A 16,941-nucleotide genomic window follows, 5' to 3' on the forward strand; every position below is an offset into this window, starting at 1 on the left:
TAACGGGGCCAGTACGTGATCGATATCAAAGGCAAAAGTCTTTTCTGCAGATCCGGCATTCAATGCTCCATAAAGGACTCGGAGTGCTGGTTCTACTTCAGTCCAGCGCTCGATAGCGTACTGGAGAGTAGGTGCTATTGATGTAGCGTCAGTCGCATATTCCAAGTTTCTAGATACGACTACTAATCTGCCGTCTCGGCTCCCGTCTCTAAGCGTAGCTAGTTTCATAGGATGATCCTGTAGCGTTAACATGCAACGCATCGTGCTCGAAAAAATGGAACTCACGAGCACCAGTCTTCACGGGGTCATGAGTCAAGAAAAATAAAACCTTTTTTGTCGATATGAAATGGGATTGATGTAAGGCGCTGGCCCAGACACGGGCCTAGCAGGCAAATGCCGGAAGAAATATCGAACAAGGCGCCGTGCGCATAGCAAACAATTCGATCCGCCGCTTTGTTTAGGTAAGCATCCTTGCGCCAAGCCAGCGGTGTATCGAGATGTGGACAGGAGTTACTGTAGATATAAACCTGTAGGCTTTGACGAACGACAATAATGGTGTCCTGGCCTGTAATGTTGGGATCAAATCCTTTCGATTCCCCATCTGTCAGGTCGTCTAAATGGCATAGCGGAACACCGTGCATCTTATTCCGCTTTGGGCTCAGCCCCACCGGGAGCCCATTTTTCGCGATGGGTCAACAGGAAGTATTGGGAGTTGTCGGCGCCCGGCGCAGCGACCCGCGCAACCCAACTGTCATCATGAAGATCCATATCGGCATCGTATTCAACATGGCACCCTAGCGGGCTATTGAAATACCAAAACCAATTTGAGCCTAGCTTATGACGGCCCGGTCCCCAGAAGGACTGATAGCCCTTTTCCACTAGCCGTGTTCCGGCAGTCATTACTTCGGTTGGACCTCCCATGTGGAAGGTGAAGTGCTCCACACCTTTCATAAAAGGTGGCGTTTGGATAAGGAAGAGCGTGTGGTGATCTTGCGTCCCCGCCGGGCGCATGAACGGCCCTACACCAATAAAACGATCGGTGCATACAAAGCCCAGCCGAGCATAAAAGGCCTCCGCCTTCGCACTATCAGGGACAAAGTAAACTACGTGGGACAAGCTGCGAGGTAGCGCCGCCATGTCCTCTGTAACGCCGAGTAAGTTCACCGCCCTGTTAGCGTCTCCGGGAGCGTTGGAACGCTCAGCAGGTAATAGGACGTCGCGGCGCTGAGAAATCCGAAATCCAAGGGCGAAACCCATGTCGTCGATGCATCGCAATATACCATCTTCACCGCGAGTGACGGGCCGGTCTTGGCTCATCTCTCGCTCTATGAGTCGCAAACTATCCTCATCACCAACACCATAAACCGTTTCGCGCAACTGAGTGGCGGTTCCCATCGCGACAGGCAGACTTGGATCGTCTCGATGCCGTAAATGTACGCCGGTTCCATCCAGAGCTTCGAAGCGTCCATCACCGACGGCGGATAAACCATAGTCCAGCAAATACTGCGTACAAGCTTCTAGGTCATCCACACCAAAGACCAGGTAGTCTGGCCCGATAATATTCATAGTCATTTTTTTGTTCTCGTAGTGATCCACTTTCTTAATGGGTATTCCCGCCTAGGGTCTCGGCTACCCAGTCAGCGATGTACTGACCAGCATTGATGCTGTTGTCGAAGCTTGAATGCTGCACGCCACCTTCACGGTCTGTAAAAATCTTCAACTCTCGCCGGGGGCTGTTCACCAATTGTTCAAAGGTGCGATGAGCCCATTTAAGAGGTATCTGGGAGTCTTTTTCGCCATGTGTGACCAAAAATGGGACTTGAATGCGCTCGACAACACCGTCAAGGTGCACGTTTTCCGCGATAGTCATGAATTCATCTAGGTTGGCAGCTCCCCATACCCAGCAAACGTGTGCCCAATAGTGGGGCACGGGAAAGTCACCCTCCTTCTCTAGCCTCCTCTTCTGGACGTCACGCCAATCATGGTTAGCGCCCCACACCACTCCGCATGCAAACCGCGGTTCGAATGCCACCGCCCTAGGGCAGTAGTAACCTCCCAGTGATATTCCCTCCATACCGATACGACCGGCATCTACGTCGGTGCGAGTCTCGAGGTAGTCGACAACACGGCTTGCCCAGTGCTCACTGTCGAACCTCGCAGTCAAGCCGTGCAGGCGTAGTGCCTCGCCAGTACCGGGTTGGTCAACAATCAGCGATGAAACGCCTCGCTTTGCGAGCCAGGCTGGGAGCCCTACTCGATATTTCATTTCCTTGGTGGAGTCCAGGCCGTTCACTTGCAGCAGGACGGGTGCAGGACCTTCGACGCCTTCTGCGCGTACAAACAGCCCGCTGAGAACTTTGCCTTCGTAGGGAATTTCCACTCGCTCGCAGTTTTCTTGAGACAGCTCGATACCGCGTGTAAAGGTCTCAAGGAACTGCGCATATAGCTCCGCTCGACCTGGCGCACCATGGGCCTGCAGGCGCTCACAGGTTTGGAAGTAAATCGCCGCGCGGTTGTATTTCTCACCTGCCGAAAAGAGCCGCTCAGCTGCTTCATCCTCGCGTGCAAGCTCGCATAGCTTGTTTGCCATAGACGCCCAGGTGTCACGGAATGCCTGCGTGCCAACAGAGTCCTGCTGCCGTGAGGCCTCAAGCAAAGGTGAACACATTTGCTCGATTTCTCCTATTCGTCCCCCCATCTCAAGCGCAAGGTCGACAGACAGATTCCATGAATAATTGGTGGGAAAATAACGAAACATGCGGGCGCCCTATTGGATGACTTGTAGACGTAGCAAAACAGCGATAGCTATCACCAAGGGCTTTATAGAACGAGAATTCTAGTTCGTCAACACGAAATCTTCACGTCGATCAGCCCTTAAAAAGGAAGGGTAGTACCCACCGAACGAAATTTTCTTCAGCCCGTTGACGCCCGATCTGGCGGCTCCTATAGTGCGAAACACGAACACGAATTCACATTCTACTTCTGAAGATTTCTCTCCTATCAATACAACAACAAGGAGTTTGCGCCATGCGCTTTTCCGCATTCCTCGTAGGCCGTTCCAGCGGACCTCATGAAGACAAATTTGTCATGGACGCACTTGCTGACCATGCTCGCAAAGCTGAGGAGCTAGGCTTCGACGCTGTGTTCATGCCTGATCATCATTTCACTGGCTATGCGCCGATGTGCAGTGACCCCTTCATGTTCGCTGCTCATCTCGCCGGTACGCTCAAACGTATCTATTTCGGCATGTCGGTCACCACTGTCCCGCTGCATCATCCGGTCCGGTTTGCCGAACGCATTAACCTGCTTGACCAGCTTACCCAAGGTCGGCTGCTCGTCGGCATCGGCAGCGGCACGACTCCGGAGGAGATGATTGGATTTGGCGTCAATTACAAACAAGCGTCAGCGATGCTGCTTGAAAACCTCGATATCGTTACTCAGCTTTGGGAAAAGAAGATCGAGGATGAGCCCATCACCTTTGAAACCGCGCATTACAAAGGTGCTGTTGTCCAGCGCATCGTCCCTGGCGCGTACGAGAACAAACCCTTTAATCGAATCATGCCCGTAGCTCTTCGTGAAACCAGTATGCAGTTGGCGGCCGATAACGGTTGGCCCGCCTTCATTCCGGCTTTTACTCCGCCGGTACCTGCAACGACTGAGCCCTTCGATCACCTCAGCCGGTATTTCACCCGCTATCGAGATGCCCTGATGGGCGCTGGTCACAGCGAGGAAATTATCAAACACGCCTTGTCCTGGACGACTCACACCTATCAGTGCGTTCACGTTGCGCCAAGCGACGAGCAAGCTGAAGACGAGCTCCATCAGATTCTGAAGGCTTACAAGACATCCATTGAACGGGAATACAGCTTCAACAAGCGCGCCGAGAAGATCAGCGGAGTCGAGCTGCATCCTCATCCAGACTGTTTCAGTGAAGGCTGGATCAAAACCTGGTGCCTGCATGGCAGTCCCTCGACGGTAGCCGAGGAACTCCAAAAACATCGTGATCTGGGTATCGGCAACGTACTGATGGGCTTCACTAATGGTCCTTTGACTACGGAGCGTATTCGATTGGGTAACCAGTCAATGGAACTGGTTTCCAGTGAAGTCATGCCACAGCTGCGTTGAATCCGGAGGTTGTCATGTCGCAAGTCCTCGCTACATCTCACGTCGGTGCCAACCGCCCTTTTCTGGTCGGTATCGGCGGCACAACCCGACCAGGCTCCAGCACCGAAAATGCTCTACGTGCCGCGCTGGAGCATGCCCGGACAAAGGGGGCCCGGACAATCATGTTCGGCGGATCCGAGCTTGCTGCCTTGCCCGCCTATTCCCCTGAGAGCCAGGAGCGCACAGAGGGACAACGGGCATTGGTCGAGGCAGTACGACACGCAGATGGGCTGTTGCTTGCCTCACCGGGGTATCACGGCGGTGTCTCGGGCCTAGTGAAAAATGCAATCGATCTGCTGGAGGATTTACGCGCCGACACTCGCGTTTACATAGATGGTCGTGCCGCAGGCTGCATTGTTACAGCTGCCGGTTGGCAAGGATGTAATACCACCCTGGGCGCGATGCGTTCGATCGTCCATGCATTGCGAGGCTGGCCGACCCCTCTCGGCGTCACCCTTAACACGGCCGGCACGAAGTTGTTCGACACCGACGGCGAATGTACTAATGATGCTGTTCAGCAGTCGCTGAACCTGCTGGCAGAACAGGTCTTGGATTTTGCCCAAGCCAGCCATTTGGCACGGAGCCTGTAAATGTTCTCCACGGAGTCGTTGTTGAGCATCGAGCAAAAGCTCGATTTGACTGCAGGCGCGGACATGTGGACGACTACATCGATCCCGCAAGCAGGTATCTCGCCTGTCAGATTTGCCGATGGGCCTATGGGGGTGACTGGGGGCCGAGTCGATGAGCGCGATATATCCCTCCTCACGCCCTCCGGCGTTTCCATGGGGGCCACATGGGACCGCAATATTGTACGCAGGGTCGGTGAATTGGTTGGCGATGAAGCCATCCGCGTTGGGGTTCAGGCCGTACTGGGACCAAACCTAAATTTGCCGCGCAGCCCACTTGCGGGTCGCGCATTTGAGTTGTTCAGCGAGGACCCCCAATTGACTGCGGAGCTGGGCAGTCAGTGGATTAGTGGAGTCCAAGCGCGTGGCGTCGCCGCAGTGGCCAAACATGTGGTCTGCAACGATTCGGAAACTGACCGCCGCAGCATGAACTCTGTGGTCGACGAGACCACGCTGCGCGAAGTCTATCTCTGGCCCTTCGAATTTGCCGCGCGACATGGCGTGTGGGCAATGCTGACCGGATACAACCGTCTCAACGGAGTACGCTGCGCGGAGCAGCGCAAGGTGCTACGTGACTGGCTGAAGAATGAACTCTCATGGGATGGGCTGATTACTTCGGATTGGTTCGGTACCCATGATGGCAACAGCAGCCTGAAAGCCGGGCTTGATCTAGAGATGCCCGGACCACCACGGCATATGGGGCCGGCGTTGGCGTCGGGCTTATCGGATGGCACTCTGAGCCATGCTGATCTGGATGAAGCGAATGCCCGCCTGCGTCGGCTTGCAGAGCGGGTAAGCGAACCAGCTACCTATGCTAGTGATCAACGAACGGTAGCAAACCGCCTTTCCTTGCTGGAAGAAGCTGCCGCTGCCAGCTTCGTATTGCTTACCAATCAGGATCAATTGCTACCGCTCAATGTAGGCCAACCAGGCCGTTTGGCTGTCATTGGCCCTAACGCGACTGTACCTTGCTATCAGGGGGGAACCTTCGCCAAGGTCGCCCTGAGTCCTGAAGTGATCCAGCCTTTGGAAGCCCTAGATCGATACTTTTCTGAGGCAGGCTGGGCGGTTCAGCACGCCCAAGGTGTGATTCCTGACTATCGGCTGCCACCACTCACCAGCATCAATCCCTGCACAAAGAGCGGACTTCCAGGGCTAGACGTAGAATTTTTTGAGAACCTCACTGCAACAGACGCCCTGCACCGGGAAGTCCGTAATACAACGTCTTTGATCTGGTTTAAGGACATGCCAGGCGTTGGAAGCCTGCTCAATCTGCGAGGTGAAGCGCGCGTCGAAGCGAGCACAAGGTTTATAGCTTCTCATAGCGGAATATACCGTTTTTGCATAGGCGGCACTGGTCAGGCGAGCCTGCGTATCAATGGCATGGAATGCTTGGATTACGACGGTAGTGCGGTGGCAGGCGACATCATGGGCAAGTTGATGCAGAGCGATTACCGGCATGTGGACCGTTTTTTTCCTCCGGTGAAACAGTGACGTTGCAATTCACCTTGCGCCTGGGTGCGAGCATCGCTCATGGACTGTGGTTCGGTTGCCAACCTCCGGTCGAGTCCGATCTGGTACAACGCGCTGTAGAAGTCGCAGCTCAGGCCGATACGGTGGTGCTTATGGTGGGTGAGACCGCCGATGCCGGATTGGAAAGTATCGACCGCGACACCACGTACCTCCCAACCAGTCAGATCGAACTTGTCGAGAAAATTTGTGCCGCCAATCCAAGGACTGTAGTAGTTGTCAATGCAGCGCACGCTATCGATACTGCGTGTCTTCGGCAAGCTGCGGCGGTGCTGATGGTCTGGTATCCCGGCCAGCAGTTCGCCCCTGCACTGGCCAAAGTGTTAAGCGGAGAACTAGAACCGGCGGGCCGATTGCCGGTGACTTTTGCGCAGAATGAACGTGATTATCCCGTTTGGTCGTTACGTCCTGATGCTCAAGGTGACTTGCGTTACCTGGAGCGAGATGTCGTTGGCTATCGTCATTTTGCAGCAACTGCCACGGCACCGGCGTATTGCTTCGGGCATGGGTTGGGTTACGGCCTTTTTTCCTATTCGGATGCACAAATTTTCGGTCACGATATCGGCGCGTTGCAACTTAAAGTCACCGTAGCCAATGAAGCTCCTAGAGAGAGCAAAGAAACTGTACAGGTCTATCTAAGGGGCCCCGACCGGCGTATTCGTCTGGCCGGATTCACCAATCTTTGGCTCGAAAGCGGCCAGACGGATCACGTGAAGGTTGATATCGAACGGTTCAATTTTGAAAAATGGAGCCCCGCTGGCTGGACACTGGTATCCGGGGAATATGAGCTTCTGGTGGGGCGGTCCGTTAACGACATCCGGGACGAAATACCATTTGTAGTTACCCCTGGAGGGCTCCTAAATATCTGATCCTGCATAAACTTGCGTCTTTCCAATCCTTAGTTAATACAAAAACAAAAAGATGCCGTTTCCGGCATCGTAGGAGAACGACATGGAGCCAACCGCTCTGCACAACCGTGTTGATACTCACGAGTCAGACCATTCTCACGACTCCCTATCGAGCATTGCCCCTGCGGGGGTCCAACGGCAGGCGGGCGCGCTGCAAGCAATTGTGCTTGTGTTTACCACTCAGTTACCGATCATGGGCATTATCTCGATTGTTCCGATCATTCCATTGCTTGCTCAGCATTTCAGTGGCCATCCGCAAGTAGCTCTGCTGATTCCTTTGCTGATCGCAGCCCCCAGTCTTTGCATTGCTTTACTGTCGCCACTCGCGGGATTTCTTGCTGATAAGGTCGGCCGGCGCAGACTTCTATTGATTGCCGTGTTTTTTTATGCGTTGTTTGGTTTTGCGCCCTTCATGCTCAATGACTTGCTATCCATCATTGCAAGCAGGTTTTGCTTGGGAGTGACTGAAGCATTCATCATGACAATCGCTAATACGTTGATGGGCGATTTGTATCATGGCCAACCCCGCAAAAAGTGGTTGGCGGTACAAAGTGCGGTGGGTTCGGTATCAGCAACTACATTGTTATTCGTGTCTGGCATGCTCGGCAACCTCGGGTGGCATGGTCCCTTTGTCCTTTACCTCCTCGCCCTTCCTGTTTTTGTATGCCTGGCACTTTTTACCTGGGAGCCAGCACCTCGAAAAGCGGAACAGGTAGCAGCTACATCCCAGCGTTTTCCCGTTAGGGCCATGCTCATCATTGGAGCGGTGACGATGTTTTGCGCCGTACTCTATTACGTCGAGGTTCTGCAGATTAGCTCTGTGCTTCATGCCGTAGGGCTTGATTCGCCGACACGTATAGGCTTTGCCAGTGGTATTGCTGGTATAGGCGTGCCCATCGGGGCGTTGCTATTCTCAATGATATCCAGCTACTCGGTGCGGTCCCATTTGCTGGCAGCGTTATCCCTATTCGCGGTGGGGCTGTATGGCATGGGAGTTCTGCCAGGCGTTGCGTGGGTAGTTGCCGCCGCGTTTGTCGCTCAAATCGCCTGCGGTATCCTGATCCCCGCACTGCTCACCTGGAGCCTTGGTAATCTTGAATTTCAGCATCGCGGAAAAGGGATGGGCTTCTGGCATACCTCCTTCTTCTTGGGCCAATTCATAAGCCCGTTCCTGATTACACTGCTGGGGCTGCGCTTGAACGCTGATCTACGCACCAGTGTATCGATACTGGGGGGCGTCGCATTGTTAGCAGCAATAGTGACTGCCGCATTATATCTGAAGCGAACCCGCCCGCTTCAATCCATCTGACCCGCACATGTGCATTGCTCGCTGCGATTGAATGCAGCGAGTGCGCCCCCTTGTGCCCTGTTCAAAATTCTCCTGAGCTAAACAATAAAAAATAGAGGTAGCCATGCGTCCGTCGAACCCTGCGTTTTGTGTACTGATAACTCTCGCCACCGCCATACCACTTGTTGCGGTCGCTACTCCGGAAGGAAACAGCATGGAGACGACACCGGCCCAGTCTTCCATTACTCCCCCGACTTGTGAGGCGTATGCCGATTACGTGACCAGGGCGGAAGCGGTGCTTCGGGAGACAGCACCGTGCGAGACCGTATCGCCCGAGTTGGGCGGGATACGTGCCGCACTTGCTGAGCATGGTTTCGGGATCTACGGATCATACGGCCCCAATTTTCGTTATGACGTGCTGGGCCATAACCAGCGGCCGCAGCTCTACAACGGGCAGGATCCGACGTGGCGTCAATCCGAAAGCATCGGTCTGACCTACGACCTGACCCGAGTAGGTTTTGGTGGAAAAGCTCAGCTCACCATGGCGCTAGCCTCCGAGCAGGGTAGCTATAAGTCAAGCAACCCGAACTTCCTGACCATGTCGATTTTTGCGATCAATCAGCATTTTCTGGATGATCGGGTAGAAGTTCAGTACGGCTATTTCCCGCTCATTCGCCAGTTCTACGGTATGGTCCTGGGGGGCAACTCATCTGCCGCAGCGCTAGGTCCGATAAGCGTCATCCCGGTTCAAGTCGGGCTCTCGCTTTTCAGTCCCAGCCCAGCGATGACACTCCAGATCAAGGATGAAAGCAAACGCTGGTACAACAGATTGGGTGTTGCACGCAGCGCTAGCCCTAACCGTTTCCAATATGACCTAGACGAAAACCCAACCGGGTTCAAAATCAAAGTCGATGGGTCAAATCCTTTGGTAGTAGATGAGTTTGGCTACCAGGTTGACTCGTCGGCCAACCAGCATTCGAAATGGTTTAGAGTCGGGCTCATCTATAACACCAGTCATTACGCAGACTACCGCAAAGGCGGTATGACCAATGACAACTATGGGGGCTACGTTGCGGCGACTTATCAACTGACCCAGCCTGATGGACAAAGCCCGCGCGGTTTATATGGTGACGTGAAGGTCAACTATGCGCCGGAAGACCGTAATCTCTACGGTAAGGATTTCCAAGTTACGGCGTTCTACCTGGGCCCGTTCGATAGCCGCCCACGGGATATGGCTTCGCTTGGCTTTACGAAGAGCTATTTCAGCAAGTACGCACACAATACGGTGGAGCAATTCGGGACCGATGCAGAACGGTCATCGACAGCCCTGTCTCTCTCTTACGCCGCTCGCGTCACTCAAGGCGTTTACTGGGTAAACGGGCTGACCTACCAAGAGGGGCCGTCATTTGCTCCTGCTGCAGATGATGCGCTGCTGTTCCAGACCGGCCTCAACTTCGCCTTCTAAATTCGGCACCTGCCGGCTGACGTTATGCCGGCGGGGTGCCCTCAAGGTTTGGGGACTAAATGAACAACCGGTTGATAGCAATGCTGGCGGCGCTCGGGATGATCGGCTCGCTTGGAATCGATACGTATCTTCCTGCTTTTGATGCACTCGCGACACACTTCAACGTCCGGGCATTAGTGCTCCAGCAAAGCCTTAGTGGCTACCTGATGGGCATGGCGGTAATGATGCTTTTCTACGGCACTCTGTCCGACTGTTTCGGTAGGCGCGCAGTTGTGCTTTGGGCAGTTGCCATTTTCACCGTCGGGAGTTTTGGCGCAGCCAGCAGCCAAGATATCACTCAGTTATTAGCTTGGCGCGCTATTCAAGGATTAGCCGCTGGTGCCGGGTCGGTCATAGGTAGGGCCATCATCCAGGACCGGTGTCATGGCGCCGATGCAATGCGGTCCATGTCGCAAGTCATCATGGCGTTTGCGTTGGCACCTGCCATTGCCCCACTGATCGGCGGATGGATGCTGGAGGTAGGTGGCTGGCAGCTTATCTTCGTTTTTTTGGGTGTGTTTGGTGCGGTACTTTGGCTATGTTGTTGGCGAGGACTAGAGGAAACACTACCTGTCCACAAACGCCAACCATTTTCTTTACGTCCTTTGTTACGCGTATACCTACAGGTTATGTCTGACAGAGGATTTGTATTTCTAACGGTGGCTGGTGGATTTGGGTTCGCGGTGTTCTCACTCTACATCGGTGCTGCGGCATCTTTTGTCATCAAAATATTAGGGCGAGATACCAGCGGATTTGGATGGCTATTCGTGCCTTTGGTGGCCGGAATGGTGAGTGGGTCATGGGTTGGTGGGCGCCTTGCCAATAAGGTCCACAGCCCAAAGGTCATTCTTGCGGGGTACGTTATCCTCCTATTAGGGACGACCGTCGCCACCATATATGCAAGCTTGGCTGAGATCCGCCTGCCTTGGGCAGTCATACCGCTGGGCGTGTCAACTTTTGGCTTGGCCTTGATTAACCCGGGTCTTGCGTTGGCTGCTATGCAGATCTTCCCTAATAGTTGCGGACTCGCTTCCTCCTTGAACGGGTTTATCAACACATTGTTCTTCGCCGGATTTGCAGGCGGTATTGCTCCTCTGGTCGCATCCAATCCTCAGTGGTTGGGGCTGGCGACGATCATTTCCGTGGTGTTGAGTATGCTTTGCTGGAGGCTCAGCTACTTCGTAGCAAAGCTACCCCCACATGCTGGGAAAATTAACTCCAGCTCAGAAAAAATTTATCGATGATTGTACTGGTACCCCTTCCCCAAGCCAGGGGGGTTAATGGTGCTTACGGTTTGGCATCAGCCTAGAACACTGGGTCCTGCGAAGCTATACGCATCTGCCAGGACCGTTCCTACGTGTCGAAAGGAGTCGTAGCTGTCATCCGGAATGTGCAGCCAGTGAGTCGTTTGGACCGGAGATAGGCGGTCTTTCCGTGAGCGTCGGAATCGGCATAAGCCTCGCTTAATCCTCCTCCTGCGTCTTCGTCGTTACTGAATGCAGTTAGTGGACGGGAAAAAAACAAGTTTTTTGCGTCTGGGTAGGTCACGAGAAAGATATGCATATGCTTTGGTGGATCCATTGATATTTTAAATACGCAGAAATCTTGACTTTTCGTTAATTAAATCAGTTTAATGGATCCACAAAAACAATCTTCGGAGGTCTTATGTATCCCAAGAACACCTGGTATGTCGCTTGTACTCCCGACGAGATCGCTGAGAAGCCCCTCGGGCGGCAGATCTGCGGGGAGAAAATAGTCTTCTACCGTGGTCCGCATGGCCGAGTTGCCGCAGTTGAGGATTTTTGCCCGCATCGCGGCGCCCCCCTTTCGCTTGGGTATGTCGAGAGCGGCAACCTAGTCTGCGGCTACCACGGCTTGGTGATGGGCTGTGATGGCAAGACCGTCGAAATGCCGGGCCAGCGGGTACGCGGCTTTCCATGCAACAAGACTTACGCTGTTGAAGAACGCTATGGTTTTATCTGGGTTTGGCCCGGAGAGCAGAAGATCGCTGATCCTGAGCTGATCCATCATCTGGAGTGGGCTGTCAGCGATGAATGGGCGTATGGCGGCGGCCTTTTCCATATTGGCTGTGACTACCGTCTGATGATCGATAACCTTATGGACCTCACCCACGAAACCTACGTGCACGCCACGAGCATTGGCCAGAAAGAAATTGACGAAGCGGCGCCGATTACCAGGGTCCAGGATGACGAGGTAATCACTGCGCGGCACATGGAAAACATCATGGCACCGCCGTTCTGGCGCATGGCCCTGCGAGGTAACAACCTGGCTGACGACGTACCGGTGGACCGTTGGCAGATCTGCCGCTTTAGCCCGCCCAGTCATGTCTTGATCGAAGTGGGAGTTGCTCACGCCGGCAAGGGTGGTTACAACGCAGCGCCGCAATACAAGGCAGCGAGCATCGTTGTCGATTTTATTACTCCAGAAACCGACACCTCGATCTGGTACTTCTGGGGCATGGCACGCAACTTCAATCCGCATGACGAAACGCTGACCGCGAGCATTCGGGAGGGCCAAGGAAAGATCTTCAGTGAAGACCTCACCATGCTCGAACAACAGCAGAAAAACCTGCTGGCAAACCCTGAGCGCAACTTGCTTAAGCTCAATATCGATGCCGGTGGCGTGCAATCCAGGCGAGTGCTGGAACGAATCATTGCCCGAGAGCGAACCCCTGCGGTCGAGCTGATCACCTCGGCCAAATAAAGACGATGAGCAGCTATGCCGGTCCGTTCCCATTCCTATTTTTCGCGGCCACTAGGTGGCTGGTCATGAAGGTGCGACATGATTGAGGTCGTCGTGACATCCCGCAACAACGAAGCGTCGGATATTTCCAGCTTCGAACTGGCGTGCGCCCATGGTGGAGACCTACCGGCCTTCAGTGCCGGTGCCCACATCGACGTGCACTTGCCCGGCGGCTTGATCCGTCAGTACTCGCTGTGTAATCACCCACAAGAGCGCCATCGGTACCAGATTGGCGTACTTAAGGACCCGGCTTCGCGTGGCGGTTCTCAGTGCATGCATGAAGAGATTAACATCGGCGATCGACTGCTTATCAGCGAGCCGCGCAACCTGTTTCCTCTGGTAGAGGAGGCCCGGCAAAGCCTGTTGTTCGCCGGCGGTATCGGTATCACCCCGATTCTCTGCATGGCTGAGCAACTGTTCCACAGCGGTGCCGATTTCGAACTGCACTACTGCGCGCGCGCCGCCGATCGAGCAGCTTTTGTTGAGCGACTCAAGGGAGGACTCTTTGCCGATCGCGTGCACCTACATTTTGATGAGGACGTCGATTCACGCCTAGATACCGCCAAAGTTCTCGCCGATCCTGCACCGGACCTCCACATGTATGTCTGTGGTCCTTCAGGTTTCATGCAGCATGTGCTCGACACTGCCAGGATCCAGGGTTGGAGTGACGCGCAGTTACACCGTGAGTATTTTGCTGCAGCGCAGCTGGACACGAGTACCGACGGCGCGTTCAAGGTGAAGCTCGGCAGCAGCGGTCAGGTGTTCGATATCCCGGCAGACAAGACGGTTGTCCAAGTGCTGGAAAGCTACGGCGTCGATATCGCAATTTCCTGTGAGCAGGGAGTTTGTGGGACCTGCCTGACCCGTGTGCTGGAAGGGGTCCCTGAACACCGTGACCTGTTTCTCACCGAGGAGGAGCAAGCGGCCAATGACCAGTTCACCCCCTGCTGTTCGAGATCCAGATCGGCGTTATTGGTGCTGGACCTGTGAACCAAGCAATCATTTCCCCCTCGTGATCACTTTCATCCGCTCACTATTGCCAATTGCACCAAACACCTCGGCGTAACGCAGGGTAGCATTGGCATGTTCGCGCATGATGGCTTCGGCACGAGCGCCCTGGCGACTGACCAGCGCATCGAACACGGAGTGGTGCTGCATGTGGGCAAAATTGAAGCGCCGGTATTCGCTTGCCATGTCTTCGCGATCGAACGCAAGCGCTGACACTGACGCGAAGGGGCGATGGTCATTGCGCGCCAAGGCTTCTGCGATAGCCGGATTGGCGCTGCTTTCGACAATTATCTGGTGAAAGTACATGTTGAGGTCATGAAATGCCTCAAGGTCTTCTTCTGTCACGTAGCCTTTGTTAAACAGTACATCACCCTGTAGCAGGCACTCACTAAGTGCTGCCTGCGCTTGCTTGCTCAACCCACGCTCGGCACTCTGTCGTGCGGCCAGTCCCTCCAATACCCCACGTACTTCAACGGCACCGACAATATCATCCGCACTCACCGACCGTACCTGAAAGCCTCGTCCGCCGTGGCGTACCAGCAATCCTTCCTGCTCGAGGGTCCGGAAAGCAATGCGCACCGGCATGCGCGAGACGCCAAAGCGATCCGCCGTCGGGATCTCCATCAGCCGCTCGCCTGCTGCTAGTTCGCCCGAGGCAATCATCTTGCGCAGTGCCACTAGCACCATTTGACCGGGTTTACTCATGCAGACGGTTTCCAAGGAACGGGATTCGCCATAGTAAAGCAAGGAGGAGCAAGCTGCAGAGACCGTGATCCACGACTCATGATAAATCCTTAGCCGATCTTCTATGGCCGTCGCGGAGGCATTGCACCTCGCACCAGACAAGAAACTTGAAGGGGAGAACAGGAGGCACTCTGTCAAAATTAGGACGGCTTTTCAGTCCCTCCAAAAGGCTGCGCTGGGAGCAGGTCAGCAGGTAGACTAGCGTTTTAAATGTCGGCTGGAGTTTCGCATGGGCACGCAGGAAAACATGACGAGTGCCGGAAGAAATTCGCTACGGCTTTCCCGGTTGCGGCTGCGTGATTTCCGCTGCTTTGAAACGATCGATATCGACTTTCACCCGCAGCTGACAGTGCTGGTTGCGGCCAATGGCACGGGTAAAACGTCCATTCTCGACGCCATCGCCATCGCCTTCGGTCCGTATGTAGGGGCGTTTGACGAGGCTGTGGGCAAGCATTTTGAGCCGAGTGATATTCGCCAGTTTCGTGCCAGGCAAACCGCTACAAACGAAATGGAATACGCCCCTCAGGGGGCTAGGCTCGAAGCCACGGGGTTTATTCCCGGCAGCCTGCTCGATCAACTGTCCGATGATCTGCTGCCCACCATTTGGAGCCGTCATCTCTCCAGCACAACCAAGACCAAAACCTCGGTCAAAGACGCCAAGGAATTGGTGAACTATGGCAAGCGCATGCAAGAAGCGTCGCGCACGCCGGACACTGAAGTCGTTCTGCCACTCATCGCATACTACGGCACTGGGCGGCTGTGGCAGCAGAAAAAACTGACAGATGCGAAGAACATCCAACGCACCTCAAGGACCGTTGGTTATACCGACTGCCTCGATCCGGCCTCCAGCTATAAATCGTTCGTGCAGTGGTTTCGCTACTGGAGCCTGAATGCCAAGCAAGCCCAACTCAAAGCGCTTGAAGCTGGAGTCAGCATTGCCAATACTGAATTCGACGCCTACGTCCAGTCAGTGAGTCGCGCAGTGAACGCTTGCATCCAACCGGCAGGCTGGAGCGGCATCGAGTACTCCTTCACCCGCGACGCACTGGTTGCTCGCCATGAGCAATTTGGCGAACTGCCAGTCGAGTGGCTCAGCGACGGTATTCGCAACATGATCGGCATGGTTGCCGATATCGCATTCCGCGCGACCAAACTCAACGGCCACCTCAGTGCGCAGGCGGCGCAAGAGACACCAGGTCTACTGCTAATCGACGAAGTCGACATGCACCTGCATCCGGATTGGCAGCAAGTGGTGCTGCTCAACCTGGCCCAGGCGTTCCCGGCCATGCAGATTATCGTGACCACTCACAGCCCCCAAGTGTTGAGTACGGTTTCCTCGGAATGTGTTCGAATCCTGCGCACTGAAATCGATCCCGAGACCACCAGCCGAGTCACCACCGTCAGTGAGCCACAATGGCAGACCCGCGGTGTCGCCAGCTCCGACCTACTGGCTCGTATTATGGGTGTCGACCCGATACCCCATGTGCCTGAGGCCATCTGGGTTTCCGATTATCAGGCGCTGATCCAGCAAAATCTTCATGAGCAACCTGAGGGGCGCATATTGAGAGACAAGCTGGAGGCCCATTTCGGAGCGGAACATCCAGTCATTCGCGAGTCTGACCGACTGGTTCGTTTGCAGGGCATTAAGCAACGTCTGCCACGTGACCTTGGCAATGGGGAGCGTTGAGGTGCGTCATCTGGATCGGCAGGACGACCCGCCATTGGGCCTGAGGCGTTACCGGCACGGCCAGGACGCCTGGAGTGCCACTTGCCCGACACAAGAGGAACGACGGGCTATATGGCTGGCGCTGGACTTAATGCAAGGGTCTCGATGTGCTTACTGTGAGGGGCCTATTGGTGAGGGAAATCGACACATCGAACACTTCCGTCAGCGCCGAAGTTATCCTCAGGGTACGTTCGACTGGAGTAACCTGTTTGGTTCCTGTAACCGCGCCGGCACTTGCGGCACGGCCAAGGACCGATGCGGAACGTACCCACCAGGGACGCTGATCAAGCCTGATATCGAAGACCCCGACGCGTTTCTGGTGTTCACCCCCGGTGGCACCGTGGAGCCACGGGCGGGCCTGAGCGTGGGCGACCATCTTCGTGCCAGCGAAACCATCCGCATTCTCGCCCTGGACGGTGCCCTGAATCAGATTCGTCGCGCTGAACTCTGTGGCTACATCCAGACCATGGAGTATTTTGTAGAGTACGCCGAGGCGTTTCCCGACGACGAGGGTTGGGTTGAGGAGCTGGAGCGGGAAGTGCGAGAAACCGCGCATTTGCCATACGCGACGGCAATAAGGCATGTGCTGACTCGCCAGAGCGAGTGAAGATATGACCATGCGCCAGCAATTACTATCAGAGTCCGGTGGAAGCGCTCAAAGCGAGATCCGAAGTACATCT

General features: G+C 54.8%; 15 protein-coding genes and 1 pseudogene. 11 read left to right on the top strand and 5 right to left on the bottom strand.

What is annotated here, in order from left to right; all coding sequences use genetic code 11:
* The 4 genes and pseudogenes from PMM47T1_RS30155 to PMM47T1_RS22845 all read right to left on the bottom strand — a co-directional run.
* Positions 1–228: pseudogene (locus tag PMM47T1_RS30155) on the bottom strand (fumarylacetoacetate hydrolase family protein); the annotation flags it as partial.
* A 77-nt stretch (positions 229–305) separates the two neighbouring features.
* On the bottom strand, positions 306–641 hold the full coding sequence (locus PMM47T1_RS29270) for a Rieske (2Fe-2S) protein (protein ID WP_008373538.1): 336 nt from the start codon (positions 639–641) through the stop codon (positions 306–308).
* 1 nt (position 642) lies between these two features.
* Positions 643–1,566, bottom strand: a complete 924-nt coding sequence (locus tag PMM47T1_RS22840) for a VOC family protein (protein WP_043301443.1) — start codon at positions 1,564–1,566, stop codon at positions 643–645.
* Positions 1,567–1,600: 34 nt separating this feature from the next.
* A complete protein-coding gene (locus PMM47T1_RS22845) occupies positions 1,601–2,758 on the bottom strand; it encodes an alpha/beta hydrolase family protein (protein ID WP_008373541.1) in 1,158 nt (385 codons plus the stop codon).
* A 269-nt stretch (positions 2,759–3,027) separates the two neighbouring features.
* On the opposite strand from PMM47T1_RS22845, the gene PMM47T1_RS22850 reads away from it, so the two are divergent.
* The 9 genes from PMM47T1_RS22850 (at position 3,028) to PMM47T1_RS22885 (ending at position 13,773) form a co-directional block, all read left to right on the top strand.
* A complete protein-coding gene (locus PMM47T1_RS22850) occupies positions 3,028–4,125 on the top strand; it encodes an LLM class flavin-dependent oxidoreductase (RefSeq protein ID WP_008373543.1) in 1,098 nt (365 codons plus the stop codon).
* Positions 4,126–4,139: 14 nt separating this feature from the next.
* A complete protein-coding gene (locus PMM47T1_RS22855; RefSeq protein ID WP_050990454.1) occupies positions 4,140–4,754 on the top strand; it encodes an NADPH-dependent FMN reductase in 615 nt (204 codons plus the stop codon).
* A gap of 21 nt (positions 4,755–4,775) precedes the next feature.
* Positions 4,776–6,284, top strand: coding sequence for a glycoside hydrolase family 3 protein (locus tag PMM47T1_RS30220; RefSeq protein WP_202947839.1), 1,509 nt, complete (start codon positions 4,776–4,778; stop codon positions 6,282–6,284).
* Positions 6,281–7,189 carry a glycoside hydrolase family 3 C-terminal domain-containing protein gene (locus PMM47T1_RS30225; protein ID WP_202947840.1) on the top strand — a complete coding sequence of 303 codons (909 nt, stop codon included), beginning with the start codon at positions 6,281–6,283 and terminating at the stop codon, positions 7,187–7,189. The genes PMM47T1_RS30220 and PMM47T1_RS30225 overlap by 4 nt, the downstream gene beginning before the upstream one ends.
* Positions 7,190–7,271: 82 nt before the next feature.
* Positions 7,272–8,537, top strand: coding sequence for an MFS transporter (locus PMM47T1_RS22865; RefSeq protein ID WP_008373547.1), 1,266 nt, complete (start codon positions 7,272–7,274; stop codon positions 8,535–8,537).
* A gap of 193 nt (positions 8,538–8,730) precedes the next feature.
* Positions 8,731–9,981 (top strand): carbohydrate porin, encoded by a 1,251-nt coding sequence (locus PMM47T1_RS22870; protein ID WP_008373549.1) that lies wholly within the window; start codon positions 8,731–8,733, stop codon positions 9,979–9,981.
* 59 nt (positions 9,982–10,040) lie between these two features.
* The gene (locus tag PMM47T1_RS22875) at positions 10,041–11,264 is read left to right on the top strand and encodes a multidrug effflux MFS transporter (RefSeq protein WP_008373550.1); all 1,224 of its coding nucleotides are present in this window, start codon (positions 10,041–10,043) and stop codon (positions 11,262–11,264) included.
* Between the two features lie 421 nt (positions 11,265–11,685).
* Entirely contained in the window at positions 11,686–12,744 is a 1,059-nt protein-coding gene (locus PMM47T1_RS22880; protein WP_008373552.1) for an aromatic ring-hydroxylating oxygenase subunit alpha, read from the top strand.
* 78 nt (positions 12,745–12,822) lie between these two features.
* Entirely contained in the window at positions 12,823–13,773 is a 951-nt protein-coding gene (locus PMM47T1_RS22885; RefSeq protein WP_008373555.1) for a PDR/VanB family oxidoreductase, read from the top strand.
* Positions 13,774–13,782: 9 nt separating this feature from the next.
* On the opposite strand, the gene PMM47T1_RS22890 is transcribed toward PMM47T1_RS22885, so the two are convergent.
* Entirely contained in the window at positions 13,783–14,496 is a 714-nt protein-coding gene (locus tag PMM47T1_RS22890; protein WP_008373557.1) for a GntR family transcriptional regulator, read from the bottom strand.
* A 268-nt stretch (positions 14,497–14,764) separates the two neighbouring features.
* Here PMM47T1_RS22890 and PMM47T1_RS22895 point away from each other — a divergent pair, with 268 nt between their 5' ends.
* A complete protein-coding gene (locus tag PMM47T1_RS22895) occupies positions 14,765–16,222 on the top strand; it encodes an AAA family ATPase (protein ID WP_008373559.1) in 1,458 nt (485 codons plus the stop codon).
* Positions 16,223–16,352: 130 nt separating this feature from the next.
* The gene (locus PMM47T1_RS22900; RefSeq protein ID WP_238536652.1) at positions 16,353–16,868 is read left to right on the top strand and encodes a retron system putative HNH endonuclease; all 516 of its coding nucleotides are present in this window, start codon (positions 16,353–16,355) and stop codon (positions 16,866–16,868) included.
* Positions 16,869–16,941: the final 73 nt, after the last annotated feature.

This window comes from Pseudomonas sp. M47T1 (genome assembly GCF_000263855.1).
In the GTDB taxonomy this organism is placed as follows: domain Bacteria; phylum Pseudomonadota; class Gammaproteobacteria; order Pseudomonadales; family Pseudomonadaceae; genus Aquipseudomonas.